This window comes from Clostridium sp. JNZ X4-2, from assembly GCF_054889485.1.
In genome coordinates this window covers 1221758-1247708 of record NZ_CM142685.1, presented here as the reverse complement: position 1 = coordinate 1247708, position 25951 = coordinate 1221758, and the positions used below count along the sequence as shown (strand labels likewise).

At 34.5% G+C, this 25951-nt stretch carries 32 protein-coding genes; 8 read left to right on the top strand and 24 right to left on the bottom strand.

All coding sequences use genetic code 11. From position 1 onward, the window contains the following. Positions 1-26: 26 nt before the first annotated feature. From ACYUJ6_RS05950 to ACYUJ6_RS05845, 22 genes are all read right to left on the bottom strand, one after another. Complete coding sequence (locus ACYUJ6_RS05950; protein WP_461844920.1) at positions 27-1850, bottom strand: fused FliR family export protein/FlhB family type III secretion system protein; 1824 nt, start codon at positions 1848-1850, stop codon at positions 27-29. A 53-nt stretch (positions 1851-1903) separates the two neighbouring features. After that, positions 1904-2173, bottom strand: a complete 270-nt coding sequence (gene fliQ / locus ACYUJ6_RS05945) for a flagellar biosynthesis protein FliQ (RefSeq protein WP_461844919.1) — start codon at positions 2171-2173, stop codon at positions 1904-1906. A gap of 11 nt (positions 2174-2184) precedes the next feature. After that, positions 2185-2961, bottom strand: coding sequence for a flagellar type III secretion system pore protein FliP (gene fliP / locus ACYUJ6_RS05940; RefSeq protein ID WP_461844918.1), 777 nt, complete (start codon positions 2959-2961; stop codon positions 2185-2187). Further along, the gene (locus ACYUJ6_RS05935) at positions 2951-3364 is read right to left on the bottom strand and encodes a flagellar biosynthetic protein FliO (RefSeq protein ID WP_461844917.1); all 414 of its coding nucleotides are present in this window, start codon (positions 3362-3364) and stop codon (positions 2951-2953) included. The genes fliP and ACYUJ6_RS05935 overlap by 11 nt, the downstream gene beginning before the upstream one ends. Before the next feature lie 56 nt (positions 3365-3420). Continuing rightward, complete coding sequence (locus ACYUJ6_RS05930) at positions 3421-3945, bottom strand: flagellar basal body-associated FliL family protein (protein WP_461844916.1); 525 nt, start codon at positions 3943-3945, stop codon at positions 3421-3423. 45 nt (positions 3946-3990) lie between these two features. Further along, a complete protein-coding gene (locus ACYUJ6_RS05925; RefSeq protein ID WP_461844915.1) occupies positions 3991-4185 on the bottom strand; it encodes a flagellar FlbD family protein in 195 nt (64 codons plus the stop codon). 379 nt (positions 4186-4564) lie between these two features. Then, positions 4565-5578: a flagellar hook-basal body complex protein gene (locus ACYUJ6_RS05920; RefSeq protein ID WP_461844914.1), complete on the bottom strand. Its 1014-nt coding sequence runs from the start codon at positions 5576-5578 to the stop codon at positions 4565-4567. Positions 5579-5684: 106 nt separating this feature from the next. Next, on the bottom strand, positions 5685-6089 hold the full coding sequence (locus ACYUJ6_RS05915; RefSeq protein WP_461844913.1) for a TIGR02530 family flagellar biosynthesis protein: 405 nt from the start codon (positions 6087-6089) through the stop codon (positions 5685-5687). Positions 6090-6107: 18 nt separating this feature from the next. Then, on the bottom strand, positions 6108-6911 hold the full coding sequence (locus ACYUJ6_RS05910; RefSeq protein WP_461844912.1) for a flagellar hook capping FlgD N-terminal domain-containing protein: 804 nt from the start codon (positions 6909-6911) through the stop codon (positions 6108-6110). Positions 6912-6938: 27 nt separating this feature from the next. Then, positions 6939-8447 (bottom strand): flagellar hook-length control protein FliK, encoded by a 1509-nt coding sequence (locus ACYUJ6_RS05905; protein ID WP_461844911.1) that lies wholly within the window; start codon positions 8445-8447, stop codon positions 6939-6941. Positions 8448-8505: 58 nt separating this feature from the next. Beyond that, entirely contained in the window at positions 8506-8940 is a 435-nt protein-coding gene (gene fliJ / locus ACYUJ6_RS05900; RefSeq protein WP_461844910.1) for a flagellar export protein FliJ, read from the bottom strand. 19 nt (positions 8941-8959) lie between these two features. Further along, positions 8960-10267, bottom strand: coding sequence for a flagellar protein export ATPase FliI (fliI, locus tag ACYUJ6_RS05895; protein WP_461844909.1), 1308 nt, complete (start codon positions 10265-10267; stop codon positions 8960-8962). 31 nt (positions 10268-10298) lie between these two features. After that, positions 10299-11066, bottom strand: a complete 768-nt coding sequence (locus ACYUJ6_RS05890) for a FliH/SctL family protein (RefSeq protein ID WP_461844908.1) — start codon at positions 11064-11066, stop codon at positions 10299-10301. Next, the gene (gene fliG, locus ACYUJ6_RS05885) at positions 11050-12066 is read right to left on the bottom strand and encodes a flagellar motor switch protein FliG (RefSeq protein WP_461844907.1); all 1017 of its coding nucleotides are present in this window, start codon (positions 12064-12066) and stop codon (positions 11050-11052) included. The genes ACYUJ6_RS05890 and fliG overlap by 17 nt, the downstream gene beginning before the upstream one ends. Before the next feature lie 5 nt (positions 12067-12071). Then, the gene (fliF, locus tag ACYUJ6_RS05880) at positions 12072-13652 is read right to left on the bottom strand and encodes a flagellar basal-body MS-ring/collar protein FliF (RefSeq protein WP_461844906.1); all 1581 of its coding nucleotides are present in this window, start codon (positions 13650-13652) and stop codon (positions 12072-12074) included. A 15-nt stretch (positions 13653-13667) separates the two neighbouring features. Next, positions 13668-14051 carry a flagellar hook-basal body complex protein FliE gene (gene fliE, locus ACYUJ6_RS05875; protein WP_461844905.1) on the bottom strand — a complete coding sequence of 128 codons (384 nt, stop codon included), beginning with the start codon at positions 14049-14051 and terminating at the stop codon, positions 13668-13670. 17 nt (positions 14052-14068) lie between these two features. Next, a complete protein-coding gene (gene flgC, locus ACYUJ6_RS05870) occupies positions 14069-14500 on the bottom strand; it encodes a flagellar basal body rod protein FlgC (RefSeq protein WP_461844904.1) in 432 nt (143 codons plus the stop codon). An 11-nt stretch (positions 14501-14511) separates the two neighbouring features. Next, positions 14512-14913: a flagellar basal body rod protein FlgB gene (gene flgB / locus ACYUJ6_RS05865; protein ID WP_461844903.1), complete on the bottom strand. Its 402-nt coding sequence runs from the start codon at positions 14911-14913 to the stop codon at positions 14512-14514. A gap of 442 nt (positions 14914-15355) precedes the next feature. Further along, entirely contained in the window at positions 15356-16207 is an 852-nt protein-coding gene (locus ACYUJ6_RS05860) for a flagellin N-terminal helical domain-containing protein (RefSeq protein WP_461844902.1), read from the bottom strand. Between the two features lie 143 nt (positions 16208-16350). Next, on the bottom strand, positions 16351-16692 hold the full coding sequence (locus ACYUJ6_RS05855) for a hypothetical protein (RefSeq protein WP_461844901.1): 342 nt from the start codon (positions 16690-16692) through the stop codon (positions 16351-16353). Positions 16693-16824: 132 nt separating this feature from the next. Next, on the bottom strand, positions 16825-17157 hold the full coding sequence (locus tag ACYUJ6_RS05850; RefSeq protein ID WP_461844900.1) for a single-stranded DNA-binding protein: 333 nt from the start codon (positions 17155-17157) through the stop codon (positions 16825-16827). Positions 17158-17329: 172 nt separating this feature from the next. Beyond that, on the bottom strand, positions 17330-17701 hold the full coding sequence (locus ACYUJ6_RS05845) for a VOC family protein (RefSeq protein ID WP_461845453.1): 372 nt from the start codon (positions 17699-17701) through the stop codon (positions 17330-17332). Positions 17702-17942: 241 nt separating this feature from the next. On the opposite strand from ACYUJ6_RS05845, the gene ACYUJ6_RS05840 reads away from it, so the two are divergent. Continuing rightward, a complete protein-coding gene (locus ACYUJ6_RS05840) occupies positions 17943-18680 on the top strand; it encodes an MBL fold metallo-hydrolase (protein WP_461844899.1) in 738 nt (245 codons plus the stop codon). A gap of 14 nt (positions 18681-18694) precedes the next feature. Continuing rightward, entirely contained in the window at positions 18695-19420 is a 726-nt protein-coding gene (locus tag ACYUJ6_RS05835) for an adenosylcobinamide amidohydrolase (RefSeq protein WP_461844898.1), read from the top strand. A gap of 39 nt (positions 19421-19459) precedes the next feature. Here ACYUJ6_RS05835 and dut read toward each other — a convergent pair whose 3' ends face one another. After that, positions 19460-19891, bottom strand: coding sequence for a dUTP diphosphatase (dut, locus tag ACYUJ6_RS05830; protein WP_461844897.1), 432 nt, complete (start codon positions 19889-19891; stop codon positions 19460-19462). Positions 19892-20073: 182 nt separating this feature from the next. On the opposite strand from dut, the gene greA reads away from it, so the two are divergent. Beyond that, positions 20074-20535: a transcription elongation factor GreA gene (gene greA / locus ACYUJ6_RS05825; protein ID WP_461844896.1), complete on the top strand. Its 462-nt coding sequence runs from the start codon at positions 20074-20076 to the stop codon at positions 20533-20535. Between the two features lie 34 nt (positions 20536-20569). Here the strand turns inward: greA and ACYUJ6_RS05820 are convergent, their stop codons facing one another. Further along, a complete protein-coding gene (locus ACYUJ6_RS05820; protein ID WP_461844895.1) occupies positions 20570-20836 on the bottom strand; it encodes a hypothetical protein in 267 nt (88 codons plus the stop codon). A gap of 168 nt (positions 20837-21004) precedes the next feature. On the opposite strand from ACYUJ6_RS05820, the gene ACYUJ6_RS05815 reads away from it, so the two are divergent. The 5 genes from ACYUJ6_RS05815 to ACYUJ6_RS05795 all read left to right on the top strand — a co-directional run bounded on the left by ACYUJ6_RS05815 (position 21005) and on the right by ACYUJ6_RS05795 (position 25944). Continuing rightward, positions 21005-22252 (top strand): hypothetical protein, encoded by a 1248-nt coding sequence (locus ACYUJ6_RS05815; protein ID WP_461844894.1) that lies wholly within the window; start codon positions 21005-21007, stop codon positions 22250-22252. Positions 22253-22318: 66 nt separating this feature from the next. Further along, entirely contained in the window at positions 22319-23044 is a 726-nt protein-coding gene (locus tag ACYUJ6_RS05810; protein ID WP_461844893.1) for an ABC transporter ATP-binding protein, read from the top strand. After that, positions 23031-23783, top strand: a complete 753-nt coding sequence (locus ACYUJ6_RS05805) for an ABC transporter permease (RefSeq protein WP_461844892.1) — start codon at positions 23031-23033, stop codon at positions 23781-23783. Before ACYUJ6_RS05810 ends, ACYUJ6_RS05805 begins: the two co-directional genes overlap by 14 nt. An 11-nt stretch (positions 23784-23794) precedes the next feature. Further along, positions 23795-25258 carry a sensor histidine kinase gene (locus ACYUJ6_RS05800; RefSeq protein WP_461844891.1) on the top strand — a complete coding sequence of 488 codons (1464 nt, stop codon included), beginning with the start codon at positions 23795-23797 and terminating at the stop codon, positions 25256-25258. Then, complete coding sequence (locus tag ACYUJ6_RS05795) at positions 25255-25944, top strand: response regulator transcription factor (RefSeq protein WP_461844890.1); 690 nt, start codon at positions 25255-25257, stop codon at positions 25942-25944. Before ACYUJ6_RS05800 ends, ACYUJ6_RS05795 begins: the two co-directional genes overlap by 4 nt. The last annotated feature ends 7 nt before the right edge of the window (positions 25945-25951 follow it).

The window sequence follows — 25951 nt, the reverse complement described above, 5'->3', positions numbered from 1 at the left end:
ATCTCTTTCTGCTTCTTTCCAAAATATCACCTCATCTTGTAAACCAAGGCCAGTATCTCTGCTACTGCCTGATACATTTCTGCAGGAATTTCCCTGTCAATATCCACCTCATCATACAGGAGCCTTGCAAGAGGCCGATTTTCAATTACAGGCACATCATTTTCCTTAGCTACTTTTTTTATTCTAAAAGCTACTGCATCCAATCCTTTTGCCACCACTACAGGTGCATCATTTTTGCCGTCTTCATATTTAAGAGCCACAGCCACATGGGTAGGATTTGTAACTACTACTGTTGCCTTCGGGACTTGCTGCATCATCCTTCTCATACCTATTTCTCTCTGTTTTTGTTTTATCTTGTTTTTAATCTGCGGATCTCCTTCGTCTTGCTTGTATTCTTCTTTTATTTCCTGTTTGGACATTCTGAGATCCTTATTATATTGAAAGTTTTGAAATATGTAATCTATAACAGCTATTATGAGCATTATCATGGTCACCCTGAAAAATATGTTCACTGTAAGTTTTGATATGGCTTTAGCAACACTTTCAAAATTCAAATTACTCAATGTCATTATATATACATAATTGTCCTTTATAAATTTATATCCTATAATTCCAACTACAATTACTATAAATGTATCTTTAAAAAGCTCCATTACAGATCTCATGGAAAACATTCTCTTGAGTCCATTTACAGGATTCAATTTGGATAAGTCAGGTTTCAGGGGATGGCTGGTTACAATCCCTCTAGTCTGAAGCATATTTGATATAACTCCCATAAGCAATATAGGGACGGCTATAGGCAAAAATATAATTCCCAATCTCCATATAGTTATAAAAGCTATTCTTTGGACACTTTCATAATTTAAAGAGGTTGTGAGATAATTATTAAAAAATGCCACCATAGTATTTTTCATCTGAGAACCTACATACCCCCCCGCTATAAGTATAACCAGCGTAGAAGCCAAAAGAGTCAGTGCAAGAGCTACTTCTTTACTTTTGGCAATCTGTCCTTTTTTCCTGGCATCACTTTTTTTTCTAGGGGTAGCTTCCTCGGTTTTATCATCAGAGGCAAATATTATGAGCAGGGGCAGTGTATGATAAAATCCTCTTATGGAGTCCGGTATGGCATAAAAAGTTTTTTCCATAATCTGCAGAAATATGGGAAGTGCAAAACAAAAGGAAGCCATACCCACCAATATTTTTATAGGAAGCCCCAGTATCATTATATTAAGCTGCGGAACAGTTCTTGCAACAAGGGACATGGTTAAATCCGTCATTAAAATTATAAGCAGTACAGGCACTGCTATTTTTAATGCTATAGAAAAATATGTTATAAAAGCTTTTATTATAATGTTAATAGATCCCTGTCCCAAGAAAAAAGTTCCAAGCTTTATGGTGCTAAAACTCTCCAGCAAAGATTTTATAAGCATATGATGGCCATCTACTGCAAGAAAAACCACCATGCCAAACCAATACATAAGGCGTTCTAAAAGTGTAGATGTGCTATTTGAATTTGGATCAAACATACTCATCATAGAAAGCCCTATTTGTAAATCCATATAACTGCCTGCGATTCTAAATGCCGTAAAACATAAACTCACCAAAAACCCCAATGTGAGACCCGCTGCAGCTTCATTTACACAATTATATATAAATGGAATGGTATTGTTTATAGTATTTACAGCAGAATAATCTATACCCGGCAGAAGTATATAAGCCATAACCAAAGTCAATCCTACTTTAACCGTATCTGGAGTACCGCTGGGAAAAAATATGGGAATCATTATAAAAAAACAAAACATCCTAATACTTACAAGTACCAAAGCCGTAAAATACAGTGTATTTATCAAACTAATCCACTCCGTAACTATAAACTATACACTCTTAACTCTTAACTGATAAATTACTGAGTTATATGTGCTATGTATGTAAAAATTCTTTCAGTAAAACCCACCATTTGATGAAGCATCCAGGTTGCAGTAAAAAGACCCACTACAGCAATGGCAATAAGTTTGGGCACAAAAGTAAGTGTCTGCTCCTGTATCTGAGTGGTAGCCTGAAATATACTTATTATGAGACCTACAAGTATTGAAACTATCAGAATAGGTGTTGAAATTAAAAGTCCTGTCTGTATTGCATCTTTTATAATACCCAATACCATATTTTCACTCATCTAAATTCACCTCACGAAAAACTTATAATCAAGGATTTTACAAGTAAATACCACCCATCTACCATGACAAATAAAAGCAGCTTAAAGGGCAGTGATATCATTACCGGAGGAAGCATGAACATTCCCATGGACATAAGTACACTTGACACTACCAAATCTATTATCATAAAAGGTATGTAAAGCAAAAAACCTATTTGAAAAGCAGTCTTCAATTCACTTATCATATAAGCTGGAATCACCACATAAAGAGGTGCATTGTCTTTTGTAACTTTATAATTCAACTTGGCATTATCCACAAACAATTTGAGATCTTTTTGCCTTGTCTGTCTCAGCATAAAATTTCTCAAAGGTTTTGCTCCCGTTTCTATGGCCTGCTCTTCAGTTATCTTATTGTTCAAATAAGGCTGTATGGCTGTAGAATTTATCTTCCCGTAAACAGGCAGCATTATAAATACTGTGAGAAAAAGAGCAAGTCCTATCAATACTTGATTTGGAGGAGCCTGCTGGGTTCCCATGGCACTCCTTAAAAATCCAAATACCACTATGATTCTTACAAAGCTTGTCATCATCATTATAATCGAAGGAAGCAGTGTGAGTATTGTCAGCACTATAAGCAATTTTATATTACCTACATATTGCTGTGGTGTAGAAGCATTATCTACGGAAACATTCACATTTGGTATTGGAAAATCAGTAGGAGCTGCCTGTACACTAAAACCTTTTAAAATAATAAAAGCAAATATCAAAACTGAAATAGTTATAATACTTTTGCTGTGTTTATTGTTCATCTTTATCTTCCTTTTTTAATTTAAGTTTTTTACCTAAAAAATTGTGGTTAGCCTTTTTGAATATATTTTCAAGACCACTTTTTGTATATAAGTCCTTTAAATTTTTATATTCATATACATTTTTTGTGCTCTCGATTTTTGTTATCTCTTCTTTAGCCAACTCGCAGACTATTTCAATTCTGCCATTTGCAGATGAAACCACATATCCTTTTTCGCCTATTTTTACTACAAATAGGGCATTTTCTTTAGAAAGCTGGGTTCTTTCAAGTATATTTATATATTTGCTGCCTTGAATACTTTGAAGCTTTCCTCCTCCATATTTAACAAAAATATATATTAGAGAAATTATAAAAAGCAGTGATATAATTATTTTAAACAGCATCCACCAAAATTGTAAATCCATTTAAATTTCTCCATTTCCAATGGTATTTATATAAGATCACTTCATTATATATACTCTTACTGAGTTAATATATCATTAAAGTATACATTATTTAATTTTCCCTTTTCCAGCATGGGGTTTATTTTCTGGATAATTTGCATTTTTATATTATCCATGTATTTGGGGTTTATATCAGATACCTTTTTAGTTCTCAAAATATCAATAACAGCATCTCTTATTATGGGCTTTTTATCAGTAAGCTCCGCAGATAATTTTTTATCATCATATCCAAGAAACACACTGATTTTTAAATAGTTTTTTCCACCCTCATCTGCCAGATTCACTGTAAAATCACTTAAATCAAAGGTATAGTCAGAAACAACCTGCTGCAGATAGCTTGCATTGCCGTCTCCTTGATTTGATACCTGCTGAGTTTGGGCTAAACTGCTGTTTTGCGAAACTGTACTTGAATTTTTACTGCTGTTTTTTAAAAACTTGTTGTATCCAAAATAAGCTCCTGCACTGATTGCAATCAAAAGCAGAAGAGTTGTTAAAACTATTTTGAAATTTATTCCGCTCTTTTTTTCCGCTCTGTTTTCCATCATGCTCTCTCCCTTCAAAATTTATGTAAAAAATATAGGATAGCGTTATTTAAAATCAGGCCTGTATATTTTTCTTTTATAATCTATAACTCTTCTTATTATCTCATCGTTGGATTCCTGTACTATATACTTGTTTCCATTTGTGAGAGTAATGACACTTTGAGGAGTTTCCGTCAATTTTTCTATATGATCCGCATTTATAACAAATTCTTTGTCATTTAATCCTGTAAGTTTTATCATAGAAACCTCCTTAAAAATCAAGACAGTATTTTCAGTAAAACACCTTTCTCCACCTTTTTATAAATTTTAGCATCATTGGACATAAGATACAATAAAAATCCATAAAAATTATTTGGAACAATATATAATTTGTCATAAATATTAAAAGCATACAAGTATATCTTTGTAGAAGAATACTATAAATTATATTCCATGGCTTCCCCCGGCCAATGCCCAAATTTTTTAAGATTGGATATAAGCACTGCTGCCTCCCTTGATAAGTTCTTCCCTAAAGGATAAGGTATTTTAATCGCTAAAGACACTAATCTGTTAATAAGGTTCAGATGAAAAAGCATTCTTTATGGTCAAACTCCACCTGAACCTTAGAATCAGCTGATTGTTATCTCTTCAAGTTTATCAAATCCTGAAGTATGTCATCATCTGTAGTTATTATCTTACCATTTGCCTGAAAGGCCCTGCTGGCTATTATCATGTCCGTAAACTGCTGTGCCAGATCCACATTTGACATCTCCAGCATGTTCTGTGCCATTTTTCCATAGCCGCCGCTGTTATCCTGATCTGCCTCAACTCCTCTTGGACTTCTCACCACAGGCTGACCCGAGTTTGCCGATGCACTATAAAGATTTCCTCCCTGCTTTACGAGGCCTCCTTCATTTTGAAAAGAAACCATGGCAATCTGTCCCAATGCAGCCGTAGTATCGTCCGCAAGCTGTGCGGTTATATAACCGTCTGATCCTACGGAAAAAGCTTTTACTTTTACATTTACACCATCTTTGTCTATATAATCTGGAATTGACAGTGGAACCAACCTGTCTCCATTTACTTCTATATCATCGGCATTGGCATCCTGAAATGCTATACTGTTTTGTTTGCTGGGATCAGCCTCATAGTTTATGACGGCGTCACCTACCTGATATCCCATAACTCTATGCCCGTCTGCCGTAAGCAAATTTCCCTGGGTATCAAGTGAAAAAGCTCCATCTCTTGTATAACCAGTGTCAATACTTCCTCCTTCCAGTACATTATCCGTTATTGTATTTCCAATATCCTCAGATGTATTTCCTGCTACTGCACCTGTTCCCACTACGAAATATCCTGTACCATCTATGGCAAAATCAAGATTTCTAGTGGTAGGCTGCATACTTCCTGTACTGAAATCCGTGCTTATTCCTGCTACTTTCACCCCAAGTCCGCTCTGTTTTCCATTAACTCCGCCGATATTGTTGCTGGGAGCACTTGGATCTGAAAGATTCTGACTTATCATATCCTGAAAATTCATACTCTGGGATTTAAATCCCGTGGTAGATGAATTCGCTATATTGTTTCCTATTACATTTAATTTCTGTTGATTAGCTCTAAGTCCGCTAATACCTGAATACAATGATGGCAGCATATATTTAACCCTCCAATTCAAATTTAATATGTTTATTTAGCATGTTTTCCCTGTTTCCTTCGCTCCGCAGAGAACGGCTTCCACTAAGGTCCAGCCGATTTTACATTTACACTATTACCATACTGTCTATATTTGTAAATACATTTTTATTTCCTGAATTCTTATCCAGAGCTGTAATCACAGTCCTGTTTTTTATAGAAGCAATAAAAACTGTATCTTTATAAAGCAGTGCCGACTCACTGCAACCCTTGTCACCAGCCCTGTTTATGGCAGAATTTATATTTTTCATATCATCTTCATTTAAATTTATATTTCTGTTTTTAAGTCTTTCTGCCGCATGATTGGATATGATAAAACCATTGGTTTTATCTATTTCATTATTAAGGGTATCTTTAAAAGACATTTCCCCGGAAGTATTTTTTGTATCATTTGTCCTGTTGCTTTTTTCATTATATATTTGAGACAAATCCTCAGCAAAGTGTAATTTGCCATTAATAACCCTATATCCCATGGATATCACACTCATTTCTTAGGAATTTTCCACATTCAGAACTTCATCAAAATAAAAATTCTTAGTTTGTCCATCTTCTGTTTTTATAGTCACAGTTACTCCGCCCGTTCCCCTGGATACAGATTGAACAACTCCGCTGTAATTATTTCCACTGTCGTCTTTTTCATTGATGTCGACTTTTTTGCCTATAAGAGAAGTAGCATTTAATAACATCATATTGTTGGTAGTTGAATCAAATATATCTCCCAAATCATCAACTCTTGATACATCATCTACATTAAAAAGCTGAGTCTTATCAGTAATATTTTCATCACTGTCAGTGTCTTTACCCACTACTACATTCAGATCTATTTCATCGCCATTTTTCACTACTCCAATTACCTGTCCATTAGATAAATTACCCTCTGAATTCAAATCATTAAAAGTGACATACTTATTTATAAGGGAATTGGCGGTATTTAACTTATTTGAACTATTCAAATTTGCCATCTGCTGCAGTGATGAAAACTGTGCCAGCTGACTTATATATTCTGTAGAACTTTGGGAACTGCTGTCTGTTGGATCCTGATTTGCAAGTTCTGCAGACAGTATTTTCAGAAACATGTTTTCATCTATATCCTGCCCTTGTCTTACTATTTTGGTACCATTGGTAGTCCTGGTGGGGTCCTGGGAGGATACAATTGAATTGGAAAAGCCTGTTGTATCATCTTCATTAGAAACACCGGACTCATCACTGGCCGCTGCGCTGGCTGCCAAAGCTTTACTAGACTGATTATATAAATTATAATTTTGATTTATTCCATTATCAATTGATACTGGCATTGTGTGCCTCCTTCTGTATAATTTAAGTTAAGCCAATATGTTTACATTATTGTCATAATAATAATCATCTTCAGTTACTTCTTCTTTTGCCGATATATTGTCTACAGACAGCTCCTTATTTTGCCCGCTGCTATTCTGCTGCTGTCCTTTTTTACTTTCATCTCTAAAAAAAGTAGCATCTTCATTGTATAAATTCAATGAGAAACTCTGGACTTTTATGTCATTTGTCTGCAGCTTGTTTGACAAATCCTGCAAATTGGAATTCAAAAGATTGTAGGCATCCTTGTTGGAAGCTGTAATCACTGCTTTAAGCTTTCCTTCTTCCATCACCAGATTTATGGTGATCTCTCCTAACTCCTTGGGATTTACCTTTACGGTTAATTCCTTAATATTATTCACATCCATGTATTTTAAAGTTTTTATTACATCGGAGTCCAAGGAATTCTGATTTATGACCAGATTTTTTAGATTTTCTACAGTATTATCGGTGTTTACACTTGTAAATTGTGACATGAAATTAGCAGCTTTGGAGATCTTATCCCCAGTTCCGCCTTCCATTATCCTTTTTAATATTTTATCATCATTACCGGTAAAAGCTTCACTGTTCTTATCTCCAGATTTACCGGAATCATTTTGAGAAATATCTTCATTCTGAGGAACTACTAGGGTATTGATTAAATTTGTCTGGCCTTCCTGATTTATATTCTGCACCTTGAATCCGGATAAATTGACACTGGACTTTCCTTCTTGATTATTTAAATTCATCTGCCCTGCCAGTGCAGAATTTATCTCATTTTTAATCTTATTGTATACACTCTGTTGTAAGTCTTGTCCATTGGACAGCTTTGACAAAATACTGCTGCTGAGTTTTTCAGTCAATTTTTCACTGAATTCCTGGTTAACTCCTAGCTTTTGTAAAACATCAGAGAACTCACCTGCATTTTTCTTTACTATTTTATCCACTATGTTTTCCTCAGGCAGATTTTTGTTCTGTACTGTATTTTCTTCTGCCATTATGGATTGAAGATTCTTTAAAATCTGGCTGCTTATTTTACTACCTATTTTATCGCCTATTTTATCGCTTATTTCATCACTTATTTTATCTACAAGTTCATCATCAGTTCCTTTTAAATTTTCTTTATGAGGAAGCAGTATATTAAGCAGATATATTAAGCTGTTTTCATCTATATCTCCTTCTGAAACCTTAGCCTCCAGCTTTTTTATATCCTCGTCACTAAATCCTGCCTTTTTTAAATCTTCTTTCAGCTTCTCATCTAAATTTTCCTTTTTATTTTCATTTTTCTCATCAGCAGGAACTTTATCATTAATTGATCCGCCGGCCACCTTACTTTGAGATATATTTTCATCTGAATTCCGGATTTGAGAGGCCTTTGTAATGTCCTGTGAAGACTTTTTTAAAGTATTTTCAAAATCATTGGAATTATCCAGCTGAGACTTAGTGTCATAATTCCTGGATATGGTGCTGTTCACATTGGCTGCATTGCTGACTGATGGTGTAAAGTTTACATTTACCAACTATTTTCACCTCCCTTCAATAATATGTATTTCAAAATAACAATCTATAATGAAATTATTATCTTGCACCTAAATTTCTAATAAATCCATAAAGAGCAAATTCGTCATTTAATTTCTGTTCAATCCTGTTCTGCTCTTTCACAAAAGCTCCGTACCCTTTGTCTTTTAATATCTCTACAGTTTTCCTGTCAATTTGACTTTGTTTTAATTTTTCTCTTTTTTCTTCTACAATTTTTTCTTTTTTATTTAAAGCCCTGGAAGTTTCATTTATATTATAATCCAATGCATTTATGTAAATATGTGTTATCTTCTGTTCTATTGCAGATGCAGGAAGAGGCCTGTTTTTATACTTGTTGTAATTATCTTCTAACTGGGTAAGCTTCTCTTTTATCTCCAGCCTTTCACTTTGGGCTTTTTGAAATTCTATCTTACTTTCATCTTCTTTATGAATTCTCATATCCAAAAGTTTCTGTAATTTAAACTTGTATTTCATCGGCTTCTCCTCTCTTGTTCTAATCAAACATATTTTTAAGCCTATCCACACTGTTTTGCAATGTAGAATATTCATCCATTTTCTGTTTCAGATACTCAGTTATATTGTCATAATATTTTATAGCCATATCCACATTTTTATTATTACCCTCAACATAAGCACCTATATTTATTAAATCTTCTGAATTCCTATAGGTAGATAACATATCTCTTGCAAAAGAAGCACTTTTTCTGTGTTCTTCCGTAGTTACCTCAGGCATGAGCCTGCTTATGCTGGCCAATATATCTATAGCCGGATAGTGATTTTTATTGGCCAGCGCCCTGGATAATACTATATGACCATCCAATATGCTCCTCACTGCATCTGCAATGGGCTCATTCAAATCATCACCGTCTACAAGAACTGTATAAAAAGCAGTTATAGATCCCCTATCTGACATTCCTGCTCTCTCCATAAGTCTGGGAAGCTTTGCAAATACAGAAGGAGTATATCCTTTTGTTGCCGGAGGCTCTCCAACAGCAAGTCCTATTTCTCTCTGGGCCATGGCAAACCTGGTAACGGAATCCATCATAAGTATGACTTTTTTGCCTTTATCTCTAAAATATTCTGCAATAGCTGTAGCTGTAAAGGCTCCCTTTAACCTGACTAACGCAGGTTTGTCAGAAGTAGCACATACTATAATTGATTTTTTCAATCCGTCTTTTCCCAGATCCTTTTCTATAAAATCCCTTACTTCTCTTCCTCTTTCACCTATAAGGGCTATTACATTCACATCTGCTTCCGCATATCTTGCAATCATGCCAAGAGTTGTACTTTTTCCTACCCCGCTTCCTGCAAATATGCCAATCCTCTGTCCTTCTCCACAGGTTAAAAAACCATCTATGGCTCGTATACCCGTAGAAATGGCATGACTGATTCTCCTTCTCTTCAACGGATCCGGCGGCTCTGCATCCAATTCATAAAAGCTGCCGCCGCATATTGGTTTTCCTTCAAGGGGATTGCCAAGGCCGTCCAAAACTTTTCCAAATAATTCTTCTGAACATTCCACATTTAAATGTCTTCTTTCAGGTACCACCCTGCATCCCGGAGAAATTCCAGTAAGTTCCCCCAGAGGCATCAGTATAACATCATCTTCTTTAAATCCAACAGCCTCGCAGGTAATTTTATGATTTTCTTCATTATATATAGTACATACCTCTCCTATAAAAGCTTTTATTCCCTGAACTTCTATAGTAAGTCCTATGACTTTTTTGACAGTTCCCTCCTGATAGGTAAAATTAGCCTCACCTATTTTTCTGCTTAACTCCTGAAAGTTTAAATTTATCATCAAATTATCACCTTTATAACGGGGAAATCCATTATTTTACGTCCTTGAATATATCTTTTAACTTTTTTACAGCTATATCCACGGATAAAATAACTTTTCCGTTATCTCTTTCTATAATCACATTGCCTTCTTCTATAGTTTCATCGGGTATTATAAATATATCTCCCTTAAAAGGCAGCTGTTCCTTCCATATGTTAGCTTGTTCCCTAAACTCATCACAATACTTTTTTCTGCTCTTTATAATAAAGGTTTTAGAATTTTTAACCTGGGAAAGTGCATTAAATACCATATTGTTCAAACTACTTTTATCTTTAATTTCCCGTTTCAAAATATTTTCCACGGCATCTATTATAAATTTTTTAATTTCATCTTCTTTTTCCAGAAGGTACCTGTTTTTTTCCTCCACAGAAGCTTTTAAAATAGCATCTGCCTTATTTTTTATATCCTCACCTTCAATTTTGGCTTTTTCTACATTCTTTACATATCCCTCATCATAGGCCCTTTTAAAACCTTCATCATGCCCGCTTTTTATTCCATCTTCATATCCTTTTTTGCTTGCACTATTATATACCTTTTCTTGAATTTCCCTAGCTTCAATACTGGCTTTGGAAAGTATCTTTTCCCTCTCTTTTGCAGCACCTTCCATCATTGTTTGTATTAAATTTTCATAATCACCCATAGATGAATTGCTGCTGTCTTTGTTTTTTTTAGGAGAATGTTTTTTAAATGCCGTGACTATATTTTGGGTGCCACTTTCATTTATGCTGTCACCTTTTATGATTTTATACGATGATCGCATCTTCTCCACCTCTCGCCATAACTATTTCTCCTGATTCATCCAGTCTTCTTATAATATTTACAATACCCTGCTGAGCTTTTTCTACATCCATAAGTCTAACCGGTCCCAGGAATTCTATATCTTCCTTTAATGCTGAAGAAGCTCTCTTGGATTGATTCCTAAATATGGACTCAGCAACCTCCTCAGAACATCCTTTAAGTGCAAGGGAAAGATCTTTTGAATCCACTTCTCTGAGAACCCTTTGAATGGATACATCATCCAATGTAACAATATCTTCAAATACAAACATAGACTCCCTGACTTTTTCTGCCAGTTCAGCATCCTCTTTTTCCAATCCTTCTGTAATATTTTTCTCAGTAGTTCTATCCACTTGATTCAATATGTCTACGATGGTCTGAACACCACCAATTACCTTCATGTCAGACTTCACTACAGAAGACAGCTTATCATCAAGAACTTTTTCTATTTCCTTCACCACCATATGTGAAGTAGTGCTCATTGTTGCAATTCTATAGGACACCTCAGCTTGTACACTTTCAGGAAGTGCTGAAAGTATCTGTCCAGCTTTATCTGGCTGAAGATAACAAAGTATAAGAGCTATGGTCTGGGGATGCTCATCTGATATTATATTTAAAAGCTGATGGGCATCCGCCTTTCTGGCTATGGCAAATGGTCTGAACTGCTGGGTTGCTTCTGTAACCTTATCCAGTATTTCAACAGCCCTTTGGGTTCCAAGGGCCTTTGACAAAAGATTTCGGGCATACTCTATGCCGCCTTCCAGTAAATAGTCCTTTGCCTTATTCATCTGCATGAATTCCTGAAGTATGTCCTTTTTTTGATCCGATTTTACCGAACTGATATTGGCTATTTCATAAGTTATCTTTTGTATTTCAGCTTCCGGCAATTTTTTAATTATCCCGGCAGATGCTTCTGGCCCAAGAGTTATAAATAATATGGCAGCTTTTTGCACTCCGGTTAATTTTTGATTGTCTCTAGCCATTCTTATCACCTCTCATCTTCTGCTAACCATGATTTTATTATGTCTGCAACCTGCTCAGGTTTATTTTTGGCATATTTCTTTATTTCATTTTCCATATGGGTATCTTCATTTTCTGTTTCAAACTCTACAGGATTAAATTTAGGTTTTTCTTTAATCTGCGTACTGTCACCTACAGCTTCATCTATATCCTGAGGCTCAATTTCATCATCAAACAATTCATCTTCTCCATGTTTTCTTCTCCAAAGTATCACTCCAACTATAACAGCAATTACCGCTGCTGCAATGCCTCCTATAATGGCAAATAGCTTGTTTCTCTGTGCCTGTTGTTCTGCTTTTTGCATGGCATCCATGTCTTTTTTTGCATTATCTTGAGCCGTTGTATCAAAAGGTATACCCTCTACACTTATAGTATCTCCTCTATTGGCATCATAACCTATAGCAGAAACTGCAAGATTCCTTATAGAAGTTATAGTGGCATCATCCACATTTCCATCCAATGCTACGGAAGTAGTAAGCCTTTTTACACTTCCCGGTGCCTTTACAGTTTTTTGTTCTACTTTAGATACATCATAATTTCTTGTAACCTCATTGCTGGTGGAAGTTCCATTATTTCCGGTATCAGCAGTGGTATTGCTCATATTATTGTCCACAGGACTGCTGCCTGCATTATTCGTACCTCCAGTATTTGTACTGTTTACCGTATGCTCGCTTACCACCACATTTTTAGGATCATAAGTTGTAGCATCCTGCTGCACTGCATCAAAATCCAAATCAGCATTTACCCTTACCTGAACTTTATCTTTACCATATACAGCCTCCAGCATACTTAAAAGCCTCTGCTGCATATCTTTTTCATATTGCTGCTGAAGCTGCTGCTGTTTTTCAGCAGGTACGGTACTATCTTCAGTATCGTCTTTATTTTGGTATAAATCCTTGGACAGCAGATTCATCTTGTCATCTATAACTTGTATATTTTCTTTGGGTACATTTTTTACACCTCCGGACACAAGAGCCACTAATGCCTTTACCTGATCCTGGCTTAATTGCTGTCCTGGCTTTAATTTTAAAGTTACAGAAGCACTTCCCGGCTGAGTGTCTTTTACAAATTCAGTATCATCTGGAAGTACAAGATGTACTCTGGCATCTTCCACCTCTGGAAGGGACTTTATAGTTCTTTCCAATTCTCCCTGGAGTGCCCTCTGATAATTTATTTTAATTTCAGCATCCGTAGTGCCCAGATTGCTTTTATCAAATAATTCAAATCCCTGGCTTCCATTGGTCAACTGCACTTCTGAAAGCACTTTCATCCTATCGCTATCCACTTCATCTTTAGGTACCAGAATTGAATTTCCCTGTACTTTAACATCTACTTTATCAGCTTGAAGTTTTTTATACACTGCTGCTGAATCGGTATCGTTCATATTGGAAAAAAGGACTGCATATTTTTTCTTTCCCAGAGATACTCCCCCAAATACAATTGCTGCCACAATTCCTACAGCTATAACTCCAAAAGCTATCTTTTTATTTTTGCTCAATTCTTTCCATTTACTTATTAAATTTTTAAAAAGTCGTGATAGCTTACCCATAAATTAGCACTCCTTCTATAACTGTGTTCTATTCAATTCCTGATATGCATCTACAAGTTTATTCCTAATTTGTACTGCCAGTTCCAGCGACATCTTAGCCTGTTCTGTATCCAGCATAACATTATGTATATCTGTTCTATCACCTTCTATAAGTCCTTCAGTGCTGTTGTCTGCCTGTACCTGCTGGCTGTTTACTTCATCCAGCTTATTTTTCAGCATGGATGCAAAATCAGATATGTTATTGCTGCTTTGATCTGTATTACTATTTATCTTGTCATCATCCGATATAGTATTATCTAGATTATTGCCAATTATATTGCTGCCGCTTACATTACTTCCCTGTACAGATTTATCAAAATCAAATATGCTGCTGTCAGGTACATATTCATTTATCCTCATGCCTATTGTTCCTCCCTTTATTTACCTATTTCCAGGGCTTTTGAAAACATGCTTTTTTCTGCGTCAATGGCACTTACATTTGCTTCATAAGACCTGGTAGCCACCATCATGTCTGACATTTCATTTAATATGTTTACATTAGGCATGGACACATATCCATCTGCATCTGCATCCGGATTAGTAGGATCATATACCCTTTTAAATGGAGAAGGATCTTCAACCACACCTACAGCCTTCACACCCATGGGCACTTGTTCATATTGTCCATTTTTATTTATCTCATTATTCAGGTTTTCCTGAAATACCGCAACTTTTCTTCTATATGGCTGTCCATCAGCCCCTCTTGTAGTTTCTGCATTAGCCATATTAGAGGCTATAGTATCCATTCTGAGCCTTTCTGCTGAAAGACCGCTGGAACTTATCCTCAAAGTATTAAAAGCTTGAATCATAATCCATCCCCCTATTTCCCATCTATTACATATTGTTTCATAGACAATCTACTGTTTATCTGGGTTACAAGCGCATTGTACATGAGAGCATTAGCTGACTGATTCACCATTTCATTATCAATGTCCACATTGTTTCCATCTTCCCTCACGCTGGTGCTATTATCCGTTTTCATATCCACTGAGCCATAATCACTGCCTATTTCCATATGTTTTTCATTATCTGTTTTAAGTTCTAAATCATCCATACTTTTTTTTAAGGATTCCTCAAAAGTGACATATTTCCTCTTATATCCCTCAGTATTTATATTAGCTATATTATCAGCCGTGGCACTGCTTCTTGCCTGGGATGCATCCAGACCTTTCTGTAATAAATTGTATACCAATTCATCATTTGGTAACTGAGATATGTTCAATTTGCCCTTTTCTCCTTTCTATTTATTTATTCTTAAATCTATTGGTAAATTTTCTCAAAGAAAATTTATTTAATCTTATTTTATTTTTAATTAAAAATTATTTTTTAACATACCTATATTATCACAAAATTATACGTTAATGCTATAATTATATGAAATTTTTTCTAATTAATATAAATTTTTATTAATTATCAAAATTTACGATAGTATAATACAACCTTCGCAGGAATATTTAGAATATTTCTCCTTTTTATCCTTAATATTATACATCTAATATTATACATCATAGTATACTATTCTATATTTCTTTATTTTCTACTACTTTTATGTTATTTTATATGAAAATTTGTTTTATCTTATCTTCACCAAAAAATAACAAGGTACTGTTTAAAAATAGAATATATTCTACTTTTAAACAGTACCTTGTTATAAAAAATTATACTCACACATTTTCCAATATCTTCAGTACATCTTGAGGAAGTTTATTGGCCTGAGCAATCATAGCATTAGATGCCTGTACAATTATATTTTCTTTTGAATAATTAGTTATTTCCTCTGCAATGTCAGCATCACTTAAATTACTGTCCGCATCAGCCATTTGATTGGTTAAATCCTGTATATTGTAATAATTGGTTTCAAATCTATTTTCCAGTGCACCATATTTGCTTCTAAATGAAACAATCTTGTTTAGGGTTTTATCTATTGCATCTAATGCATCATCTGTATTTCCGTTCAATATATCTTTTCCATTTCCACTCTTAATGGAATATAAATCCGAAATTGCACTATGGGCACCATTGGTCAAATCAAGCTGTGGTATATCAGCACTTTCCCCTGCATTGGCTCCTATGGGCATACTTAAAGTTTTGTCCGGACTTACCTGGCCTAATAGTTTTAGTCCGTTGAATTCTGTCTGATCTGCCATAGTACTTATTCCATCCAACATCTGATCTATTTCATTCTGTATTACATTTCTATCCGATTCAGTAGTTGTTCCACTTCCAGCCTGCAGTGTAAGCTGTCTTATTCTCTGAATCATGCTGGTAATTTCCTGAAGTCCACCTTCTGCAGTCTGCAGCATACTCACACCATCTTGAACATTCCTGGCTGCAGATTGGAGCCCGCCTATCTGTAATTTTATATTCTGACTTTGTACCATTGCACTGGGATTATCTTTGGCACTGTTTAATTTATAGCCGCTGGATATTCTAAGTGAATCTCCACTTTGTCTGTTTAAAGCTTGACTTTGAAGTAAATTCATAGTCAAGGCCGGCATATTATAGCTTATTCTCATAAAAATACCACTCCTCGTATTTGCATTAATATCCTGTATAAGAGCTGCCTTATATTTCTAAAATAAACATATCCCTGACTTTATTATCGAAGTTTACTATAAAATGCTTTAGAAAAAACTTTAATACACATCAATTATTCATATTATATAGTTCTGTCATAAGGTCCTATTTTCACATACATTCTAAACAATTCCAATGCTTGTTGCTCACTTATTTGTCCACTGTCTAAATTACGATATAATATATATAAGTTAGCATTCATACTTGGATCCGTACTTTTGGTTTCCTTCATTTTTTCAAGTATTCTCTCCTTGAGAGAAACATTATTTCTATTAAGTTCTTCTTGTAAAAAATTTAATATTCTCTCCGCTTCTTTTCTTGTAAATTTTTCTTTAGTACTTATTTTTATATTTTTTAATCCCGAAATCAACATATCTATACAATTCTTACAAATAAGTATTTTTTCTGACTTGTCACTTGCCATAAAGATCCCACCCCTTCTTAAATTACATTTTATTAAACAACTTATCTATTTTATATTTTACCAATTAAACCAATATAATGTCAAAGGTGAAACTTATTCAAGTTTCACCTTGTTTATGAACCTAATTTGAAATCAGGCTAAAGCTTCCTCTTTATATTCTAAAAATTGAATTTTATCTGCATCAACAATAGTTGAAAACTTTTTTACTCCATCCTTTAAATAGCTTTTACTGCTTATTTTCCCATTTACGCCCAGAAGCCTGCCTTTTTTTAGATATGGATACAATTTATCTCCTCTGTTGGTCCAATAGGAAATTGAAATAAAATCCGCTTCTCTCTCTCCGCTGCTGTTTAGAAAGTCTTTGTTAACGGCCAAAGTAAACTTGATTACGCTTCTGACGCCATTTTCCATTTTAATAATTTCTGCATCTCTGGTTAACCTTCCAATAAGAGTAACACTGTTCAAAACCTTTACCTCCCTGTTAGTTTTTTCTGTAATTATGTCCCTGGAAAAAGGTCTTATTCAATATAGACTCTTATTTTTAATAATTTTTTATATTTTATTTCATAAACGCTATTCCCAGCTTCTTCAAACTGAGAAGGTGATAAACAATTCTATCTTCCTGAAATAAATTGTTCTAAGATTCAACAGGTAAAATTTCAGTCCAGTAGCCATCAGGATCAGCTATAAAGTAAAGACCCATCTTTTTATTTTCATAACATATACATCCCATTTTTTTATGATGCTCATGTGCAGCTTTCAAATCATCCGTCCTAACAGCCATATGAATTTCGTTGTCCCCCAGATTATAAGGTTCCTTTCTATCCTTAAGCCAGGTAAGTTCTATCTTATAATCTTTTACTCCATCCCCCATGAAAACCAGTGTAAAACTTTTATCATCTGATTCCTTTCTTTCAACTTCCCTAAAGCCGAGAGCTTCTTTATAAAATTTTATACTCTCATCCAAATTTAATACATTTATATTGTTGTGGTCAAATACAAATTTCATAATCATCATCCTTTCACATTTGCAATTCAAGTCCTTTATCCTTATCCCGCTGCTGTCATTGCTAATACCCATTGGCAGCTTTGCAGAATAGCAATAAGCATCTGAGCCAGACCAGCTTGAATTTAAGAATTACTTTACACAATTATATCCTATATTCTCACATATGTTAACTAAATTGTAAAAATTATTTTCTCTTATGATATAATAGAAATAATTTAAAATTATAAGGCAGGTGAAATACATGAACAACTACAAGATTAAAATTCATTATCTCTACCACAGCAGTTTTGCCATAGAAACCTCTTCACATTTTTTGATATTCGATTACTACAAGGACTCCTCCCACTCCCGCAAACACACTTTTGAAAATGGCTTTATTTCAAAGGATTTTATAAAAGGCAAAAAAAATGTGCTGGTTTTATGCTCTCATAAACATCCGGATCATTTCAACCCGGTTATACTAGAATGGCAGGAGGTAAATCCTGATATAAATTATATCTTGAGCAGCGACATAAAGCTGAAAAATCCTCCTGGAAATTATTACAAATTGTCTCCCTATGAAAGCTTAAATTTAAATAATGTATACATAAAAGCTTATGGCTCCACAGACATAGGGGTTTCATTTTTAATAAAAGCAGACGGGATTACTATATTTCACGCTGGAGATCTAAACTTATGGCACTGGAAAGAGGATTCAAAGGAAGATCAAAAATTGGCTGAGGAAAATTTTAGAAGAGAGATAAAAAAAATAAAGGGAGAAAATATAGATTTTGCATTTTTCCCTGTGGATCCAAGGTTGGAGGAATACTGCTCCTTAGGAGGAGAATATTTTATAAATGAAATTCACCCTGTGTTTTTCATACCAATGCATTTTTGGGACAACAGCTATATAAGCAGGGACTTTGCTGAACTTACAAAACATTCCTCATCAAAATGCCTTATTATAAATCACAGAGGGCAGACATTTGATTTTACATAGAAGGAGATGCAAAAATGATAAATATTAATAAAAGTTTAGATTTCAATGAGGGCAGGTTAGAAGTAACTGAAGACCATGTACACATTGGGTTTTCAAAACCAGTGGAAATATTGAGCTCTGCCATATTAAACGGTGGTTTTACTGAATCCAGCAATATAGTAAACATGAAAGTTCGTCAAAATAAAGATGTGGACAGTCATAAAACATTTCTTCCTCCGGAAGTTACCATTAAGGAATATATAAAATCAAAAAAATGGCAGGGGAAATCCGTGGGAATGATGACTGCAGCCAACATGAAATCTTTTAGAACCTGTTCAGCTGTTCATGACAATGTAATTGTGCAGAGTTTTATTACCATGGGAGTATCCAATGCACGAAGAGCCGGAGATACTGCTGACTGGAAAAGCTTTAACTCCCACAGTCCCAAGCCCGGTACCATAAATATAATTTTAGGCACAAACGCCAAATTGTCCAGGGCAGCCATGGTAGAAGCCATTATGATTATTACAGAAGCAAAAACCTGCATAATGCAGGATTTCAACATATTAAGTTCTGTAAGCAAAAAAATCGCTACTGGAACAGGAACAGACTCCTGCGTGGTTTTCACAGGCACAGGTGAAAAAATAGATTATTGCGGAAAACACGTTTTAATCGGTGAAATGGCAGCCAATGTAGTTTTAAAATCTTTAAGGGACTCTTTATCTGAAATAATCTCCTGGGGTAAAACACAGTGGATATAGAATTTAAAGCTGAGGGTTCAATATCGGAGTTCAAATCTTCTATTCCATTCCCGTAGATCCGAACCCTCTCTCACCTCTTTCTGAATCATTTAATTCATTTACTTCTTCTATATCGACCTGCTCTACAGGTTTTACCACCATTTGAGCAATTTTCATGCCCTTTTCCACTAAAAATGGTTTATTCCCCAAATTTATCATAAGTACTTTTATTTCTCCTCTGTATCCTTCATCTACAGTTCCCGGTGAGTTCAAAAGTGTAATACCGTATTTTAAGGCAAGTCCACTTCTTGGTCTAACCTGAGCTTCTGTATTTGCAGGAAGTTGAATTTCTATTCCAGTGGATATAAGCTTTCTTTCCATAGACCCTATAAGTGTTTCTTCCACTGAAAACAAGTCAAGACCTGCATCCCCGCTATGAGCATAAAATGGAATTTTTGCTTCTTCATTGATTTTCTTTACCAATAATTTCATAAGTCATACCTCGTTTTTCTTTATATAGTTCAATTCTATTAATAAAATACCATCAAAACCAGCAAAAGACAAATAAAATCTAATAATATCTTCATGCTCATATATAATTTTCAAATAATATATGGAAATTATATGCTGTCAATGTTATTATCTATATAATAATTATAAGAAGGTGCATGATTATGTACAATTACCTTACTGAAGAAGCCATAGACAAATTAGAACAAGAAATCCAACACAGGAAAGTAGTAGTTAGACACAAAATAAATGACGATTTAAAAGAAGCCCGTGCCCAAGGGGATCTAAGTGAGAACTTCGAATACAAGGCTGCCAAAAGGGACAGGGCTCATAATGAAAGCAGAATAAGGTATCTGGAAAAAATGATAAGGACTGCAAAAATAATAAAAGATACCACTTCAAAAAATCAAGTTGGAATTGGCAAAACAGTATATTTGAAATTTCCTCAGGAAGATGAAACTGAAAAATTTAAAATAGTAACTACAATAGAAGCAGATCCAATGAATAATGAAATAAGCATAGAATCCCCCCTGGGATCTGCAATATACAAACATGTCATAGGTGACAGTGTTGCTGTAAAATCACCTCAAGGACAATATTATGTGAGAATTGAAGGCATAGAGTAATATAACAACTGACTGTTGCAATAAAGAACAAAGTTCAAATAACAAATGGAGATTCTATAATCCCCTTTGTTTTTTTGGTTTCAGGAAAAACCTTTGCTATGTATGGGGCAAATCTTTTAAACCTTCTTTCTGCATCTTTTACATCCTCTTCTTTAAGTGAAATGTTTTTTACAGCTTCTTCAAATCCTTCATATTGGGGATTTATCCGGAAAACCTCCTCTGTTGAAACAATCTTATTCATTAATGGGAACTGTTCTTCCCACTGTTTTATAGTTTTTCCCTGTATAATTTTATTTTCCATGATGAACCCTTCTTTCTTCAGTAATCAGATAAACTTATTATAATACAAAACTCCACTGACAATAAAGTTTAGATTTTGTTTATAATTAGTTTAGGTAAAATAGAGATATATATTTTAAAATATAATTAGGAAGTACTTCCAACAAAAATGTTAAAAGGAGACGTGAAAATGAAATTCAAGAAAAAAACAGCTATGTTTATAAGTTTCACAGTAGGCATATTGATGTTTTCCACCACAGCTATAGCTGAGGTAACATCCAAAAATGGCTATGAACAACTTAAAGACTCCTTGAAATACACTGCTAAAAGTTGTACCAGTACTCTTTCAAACTACACCCTGGATTCATCCTTTGTAGTAAAAGACAGTGGAAATATTATTTATTCACAAAACTCAGTGAATAAATATGACATATCACAGAATTCAGAAGAGAGTACAAACAGCACCTTTGATGGTTCCGTTAAAAGGGAGAACTATCACTATAGGGACAGCACCGGATATATAGATAAAAATGAACAGCAGGATACCTATTACGTAACTGAATTTGCAAACACTGCAGATAATAACAAGTACAAATTAAAAGATCCCTTTTCTGAAGACAGGGCCGGTGATATTGAAAAAATTGCTGATGCCCTAGTGGGGAACTTAAAGGATTCCGTAGCAGTTACCCAAAAACAGAATGGAATAAGGGAAATCTCCGGTTCTCTAAGCGATGCACAAATTCCGGCACTTATAAATGCACTGGCATCTTTTGAGTTTAAAAACTCATTTAACAACGATGATAAATCCTCTATTCCAAAGCTTGTAAAAAATATATCCGTAAAAAATATAAAAGGCAGCATGACAACTGACAAAAATGGTTTTATTCAAACTGCCCTGGGTTCAGGGATACTGTCTGGTACAGATAAAAACGGTCAGGATCACAATTTGACTTTTCAACTTCTTGTAAAAATAGAAGATATAAATTCAACTGCTGTAAAAAAGCCGGATCTTTCAGGGAAAAAAGTATTAAAAAATATAGAAAAAGATTATACTAATTTATCCAACCCGGAAAAATACTTAGGTAAATACAAATCAGATATTATAATAGAAGATAATGAGAAATTTACGAAAATAGGAGAAGCTGTTATAAATGTTGAAAAAATTGATAAAAACAATATAAGCGGCAGTTATCAAAAAAATTATTTAAATGGTTATGAACAATATGCAGACAGTAATGACAATCTTAAATTTACAGGAAAATTCGGAGAAGAAGCCAACACTTTTAATGGAAAATTCAGTGGTGTAACAGCATCCAATAAAAAAGCAACGGGAACCCTTTCCATTGATCCGCATACGGCTACATTATATTTTAACATTGACAATTATGAAGGCCAAAATACAATATTAGATGGTTCCTACAAAAAAGTATTTGACTAAAATAACCTGCCGGTGGAATTCCGGCAGTTCATTTTAAATCCACTACAAAAATACTGGAGGTGTACCATGGAGAAAGTCATTGAGATAAATAATTTATCCAAAACATATAAAAATGGAAGAGGTGTTCATAATATTAATCTTGACATATATAGAGGTGACATCTTTGGATTTCTGGGTCCAAACGGTGCAGGAAAAACTACTGCCATGAAGATCATGACAGGACTTGTAAAATCAGACAGAGGTGATGTTAAAATAATGGGTCACAGCATATCAGAAGAATTTGAAGAAGCTGTCTGCAAAGTGGGCTGCATTATAGAAAATGCTGAAGCTTATCCATACCTGACAGCTTTTGAAAATTTAAGACAGCTTTCAAGGTACTACAAAAATGTAGATAATAACAGAATAGAAGAGGTGCTTAACCTGGTAGGGCTGCTAAAATACAGGGATGAAAAACCCTCAAGGTTTTCTCTTGGAATGAAGCAGCGCCTGGGATTTGCCTCTTCAATTTTATGCCATCCTGAGATTGTAATTCTGGATGAACCCTTGAACGGCCTGGATGTGGAAGGTATGATTGACGTGAGAAACATTATAAAAAATATGTCACAAAAAAACAACACCACCTTTTTTATTTCCAGTCACCTCATTCATGATATCGAACTGACCTGCACACGAATTGGAGTACTGTACAGTGGAAATCTTATCAATGTGGATACCACTAAAAACATATTGAGCAATTATGCTTCTCTAGAAAATTATTTTATCAGCGAGGTGGAGAGAAATGGCAGAATTTAGGGTAACCTTAATAAATGAAATTGAAAAACTTCATAAAAATAAAAAAGCTCTGGCAGCCGTTATACTGTCCATTATACTCATTGTATTTGGACAAGTTTCTATTTTAATAGTGAGAAAAAGTTTCGGTATTCAGGGGGGTTCCAGTTCAGAATTCCCACTGTTGGTTCTTTCCATGCTGACAAACACAATACTTCCCCTTTTTACAGCACTCATTACCATAGACAGTTTTTCCGGTGAATTTTCCCAGAACACCATGAAAATAGCCCTGACAAAGCCTGTTACCCGATTAAAACTGCTCATTTCAAAAATAGCGGCAATAATGCTGTTTACATTTATGACATTGATGCTTGTAATGATATTCTCCATAATATCGGGACTCATATTCAATACTAATTCCTTTACTTTGGGAAGTATTTTAAAAATAATGATTTCCTACATTGTCACTTTAATACCCATGACAGTGTTATGTCTCATGATTATTTTATTTGCCAATATACTGAAAAACGGAATAGCTGTATTCTTTCTATCCACCCTTGTATTTATCGTATTTAAAATAACCGGGGCCTTTTTTCCCGTCTATTCAGGAATTTTATTTACATCCATGATGAACTGGTACAACCTATGGATTATGGACAACATACCCTTTTTAAAAATACTAAATCAATTCATGATGCTGCTGAGTTATGCTATAATATTTTTTACGGCAGCATATTATCTGTTCGATAAAAAAGAGATTTAAGGTGTGTATACATGGATATAAAAAAGCGTATAATTTTTTCCAATACTTTGACTGTAATAATTCCATTTATAATTGCAGGTTTAACTGCAATTATATTTATATTTGTTTCTTCAAAATTTTTTGATACCACTATAAACTATGATGAGTTTAAAAAATCTGCATTTATAAAATCGGAATTGCTGGATACAGTTAAAGATATATCACAATTGAAGGCAGATCATATAAAAGATGAAGGCTTCGAAAAATTTTTAAATAAAAAGCTGTCGCTTATAGGAAGTAAAATCATAATAGTTAAAAATGACAACGTGGTATTTTCATCAGAAAACATTGATAAAATCAGCATGGAGAATTCCATAGAACAATCCCATGATAAATTTTCAAGAAGCCCAATTATCATGGGCAGTACCTATTATTCAGTGGAATCCTTTCCTATTGAATTTAGCAACAAATCCCGGGGGAATGTAATATTTTTAACTCCAGTAAGAAGAGAAACAGATATTTTTAAAAAATTTATAATAACAATTTTGTCCGTATTTTTTATTTCATCTGCACTGACAAGCTTTTTTGTCTCATATATGTTTTCAAAGAAAATATTAAATCCCATATCAGCTTTACGAAAGTCAATGTCACAAATATGGAGAGGAAATTTAAATTCTGAAATTGCATCAGAAGGAGATAAAGAAATAAAAGAATTATGTGCTGATTTCGAGCAGATGAGGATAAAATTAAAAGATTCAATTCATATGAAGGTAAAATATGAGGACAGCAGAAAAACACTTATATCCAGTATATCCCATGATTTGAAAACTCCCATAACCTCCATAGAAGGTTATGTCCAGGGAATTTTAGATGGTGTGGCAGGTACTCCTGAAAAGCTGGAACATTATTTAAAAACTATATATTCAAAGGCAAATCAAATTGATTCCATGATAGATGATCTGCTTCTGTACTCCAGGCTGGACTTGAATCAAATCCCTTTCAACTATGAAAAAACAGATATTGTGGATTATTTCAGCTATTGTATTATAGAAAACCAACCGGAACTTGAAAAATACAATATAAAAATCAGTCTGGAAAATCATCTTAGAAATTCAAAATATGTTATGATAGATAGAGAAAGGTTTATGAGAGTTGTATTAAATATCATTGGAAATTCAAGAAAATATATGGACAAAGAGGAAGGACAAATAATTATATTTTTAAGAGAAACAGCCTTGAGTATTATAATTGAAATAAAAGACAACGGCTGTGGAATTAGACAGGATGACATAAATAAAATATTCAGCAGATTTTACAGGGGAGATCCCTCAAGAAGCAATACCAGTGGAAGCGGCCTTGGACTTGCCATATCAAAACAGATTGTGGAAGGCCATAAGGGCAAAATATGGGCTGTTTCCCATGGAAATGAGGGTACCAGCATAATAATATCCCTGGGGAAAATCAATAATACAGATATACAAGAGAGGTCATTATGAAAAAAATTTTGATAATTGAAGATGATTTGAGTATAGCAGAACTTCAGAGAGACTACCTTGAACTGGAGGGGTTTGAAGTCACTTTATGTGCAGATGGCATAAAAGGTTTAAATACTTTAAACAGCAGTAAATTTGATTTGCTCATTTTAGATGTAATGCTTCCTAAAATGGACGGATACAGTATCCTGCGCAGTATACAGGATAAAAAGGACATTCCCGTGCTTCTGGTTTCTGCCAGGAAAGAGGAAATAGACAAAATCAAAGGGCTTACTTTAGGTGCTGATGATTACATTACAAAACCCTTCAGTCCCAGTGAACTGGTGGCGAGAGTCAAATCCCATATTCAAAATTATGAGAGAATAAAAAACAAATTCAATTCAAAGTCCCCTAAAATAGTCATAGGAGGACTTGAAATACTAAGGGATTCCAGACAGGTATTTGTAAATGGAAGGGAGATGTTTTTAGCCCAGAAGGAGTTTGACCTTCTTCTTTATATGGCTGAAAATCCCAACAGGGTATTTAGCAGGGAGGAATTATTTGAAAATATATGGGGACTTGACTCCATGGGGGACAACGCTACCGTCACAGTGCACATAAGAAGAATAAGGGAAAAGATAGAGGTAAGCCCCTCCCATCCTCAATACATAGAAACAGTTTGGGGAGCAGGGTACAGGCTAAGAAGCTGACTCAATT

Bases quoted from the DNA above. Each gene is read 5' to 3' on its own strand.
- fliQ (WP_461844919.1), bottom strand. From the start codon at position 2,173: ATGAGTGAAAATATGGTATTGGGTATTATAAAAGATGCAATACAGACA.
- fliP (WP_461844918.1), bottom strand. From the start codon at position 2,961: ATGAACAATAAACACAGCAAAAGTATTATAACTATTTCAGTTTTGATA.
- ACYUJ6_RS05935 (WP_461844917.1), bottom strand. From the start codon at position 3,364: ATGGATTTACAATTTTGGTGGATGCTGTTTAAAATAATTATATCACTG.
- ACYUJ6_RS05930 (WP_461844916.1), bottom strand. From the start codon at position 3,945: ATGGAAAACAGAGCGGAAAAAAAGAGCGGAATAAATTTCAAAATAGTT.
- ACYUJ6_RS05925 (WP_461844915.1), bottom strand. From the start codon at position 4,185: ATGATAAAACTTACAGGATTAAATGACAAAGAATTTGTTATAAATGCG.
- ACYUJ6_RS05920 (WP_461844914.1), bottom strand. From the start codon at position 5,578: ATGCTGCCATCATTGTATTCAGGTATTAGCGGACTTAGAGCTAATCAA.
- ACYUJ6_RS05915 (WP_461844913.1), bottom strand. From the start codon at position 6,089: ATGGGATATAGGGTTATTAATGGCAAATTACACTTTGCTGAGGATTTG.
- ACYUJ6_RS05910 (WP_461844912.1), bottom strand. From the start codon at position 6,911: ATGCCAGTATCAATTGATAATGGAATAAATCAAAATTATAATTTATAT.
- fliJ (WP_461844910.1), bottom strand. From the start codon at position 8,940: ATGAAATACAAGTTTAAATTACAGAAACTTTTGGATATGAGAATTCAT.
- fliI (WP_461844909.1), bottom strand. From the start codon at position 10,267: ATGATAAATTTAAACTTTCAGGAGTTAAGCAGAAAAATAGGTGAGGCT.
- ACYUJ6_RS05890 (WP_461844908.1), bottom strand. From the start codon at position 11,066: ATGCGATCATCGTATAAAATCATAAAAGGTGACAGCATAAATGAAAGT.
- fliG (WP_461844907.1), bottom strand. From the start codon at position 12,066: ATGGCTAGAGACAATCAAAAATTAACCGGAGTGCAAAAAGCTGCCATA.
- fliF (WP_461844906.1), bottom strand. From the start codon at position 13,652: ATGGGTAAGCTATCACGACTTTTTAAAAATTTAATAAGTAAATGGAAA.
- fliE (WP_461844905.1), bottom strand. From the start codon at position 14,051: ATGAGGATAAATGAATATGTACCTGACAGCAGCATATTTGATTTTGAT.
- flgC (WP_461844904.1), bottom strand. From the start codon at position 14,500: ATGATTCAAGCTTTTAATACTTTGAGGATAAGTTCCAGCGGTCTTTCA.
- ACYUJ6_RS05860 (WP_461844902.1), bottom strand. From the start codon at position 16,207: ATGAGAATAAGCTATAATATGCCGGCCTTGACTATGAATTTACTTCAA.
- ACYUJ6_RS05855 (WP_461844901.1), bottom strand. From the start codon at position 16,692: ATGGCAAGTGACAAGTCAGAAAAAATACTTATTTGTAAGAATTGTATA.
- ACYUJ6_RS05845 (WP_461845453.1), bottom strand. From the start codon at position 17,701: ATGAAATTTGTATTTGACCACAACAATATAAATGTATTAAATTTGGAT.
- ACYUJ6_RS05840 (WP_461844899.1), top strand. From the start codon at position 17,943: ATGAACAACTACAAGATTAAAATTCATTATCTCTACCACAGCAGTTTT.
- ACYUJ6_RS05835 (WP_461844898.1), top strand. From the start codon at position 18,695: ATGATAAATATTAATAAAAGTTTAGATTTCAATGAGGGCAGGTTAGAA.
- dut (WP_461844897.1), bottom strand. From the start codon at position 19,891: ATGAAATTATTGGTAAAGAAAATCAATGAAGAAGCAAAAATTCCATTT.
- greA (WP_461844896.1), top strand. From the start codon at position 20,074: ATGTACAATTACCTTACTGAAGAAGCCATAGACAAATTAGAACAAGAA.
- ACYUJ6_RS05820 (WP_461844895.1), bottom strand. From the start codon at position 20,836: ATGGAAAATAAAATTATACAGGGAAAAACTATAAAACAGTGGGAAGAA.
- ACYUJ6_RS05815 (WP_461844894.1), top strand. From the start codon at position 21,005: ATGAAATTCAAGAAAAAAACAGCTATGTTTATAAGTTTCACAGTAGGC.
- ACYUJ6_RS05810 (WP_461844893.1), top strand. From the start codon at position 22,319: ATGGAGAAAGTCATTGAGATAAATAATTTATCCAAAACATATAAAAAT.
- ACYUJ6_RS05805 (WP_461844892.1), top strand. From the start codon at position 23,031: ATGGCAGAATTTAGGGTAACCTTAATAAATGAAATTGAAAAACTTCAT.
- ACYUJ6_RS05800 (WP_461844891.1), top strand. From the start codon at position 23,795: ATGGATATAAAAAAGCGTATAATTTTTTCCAATACTTTGACTGTAATA.
- ACYUJ6_RS05795 (WP_461844890.1), top strand. From the start codon at position 25,255: ATGAAAAAAATTTTGATAATTGAAGATGATTTGAGTATAGCAGAACTT.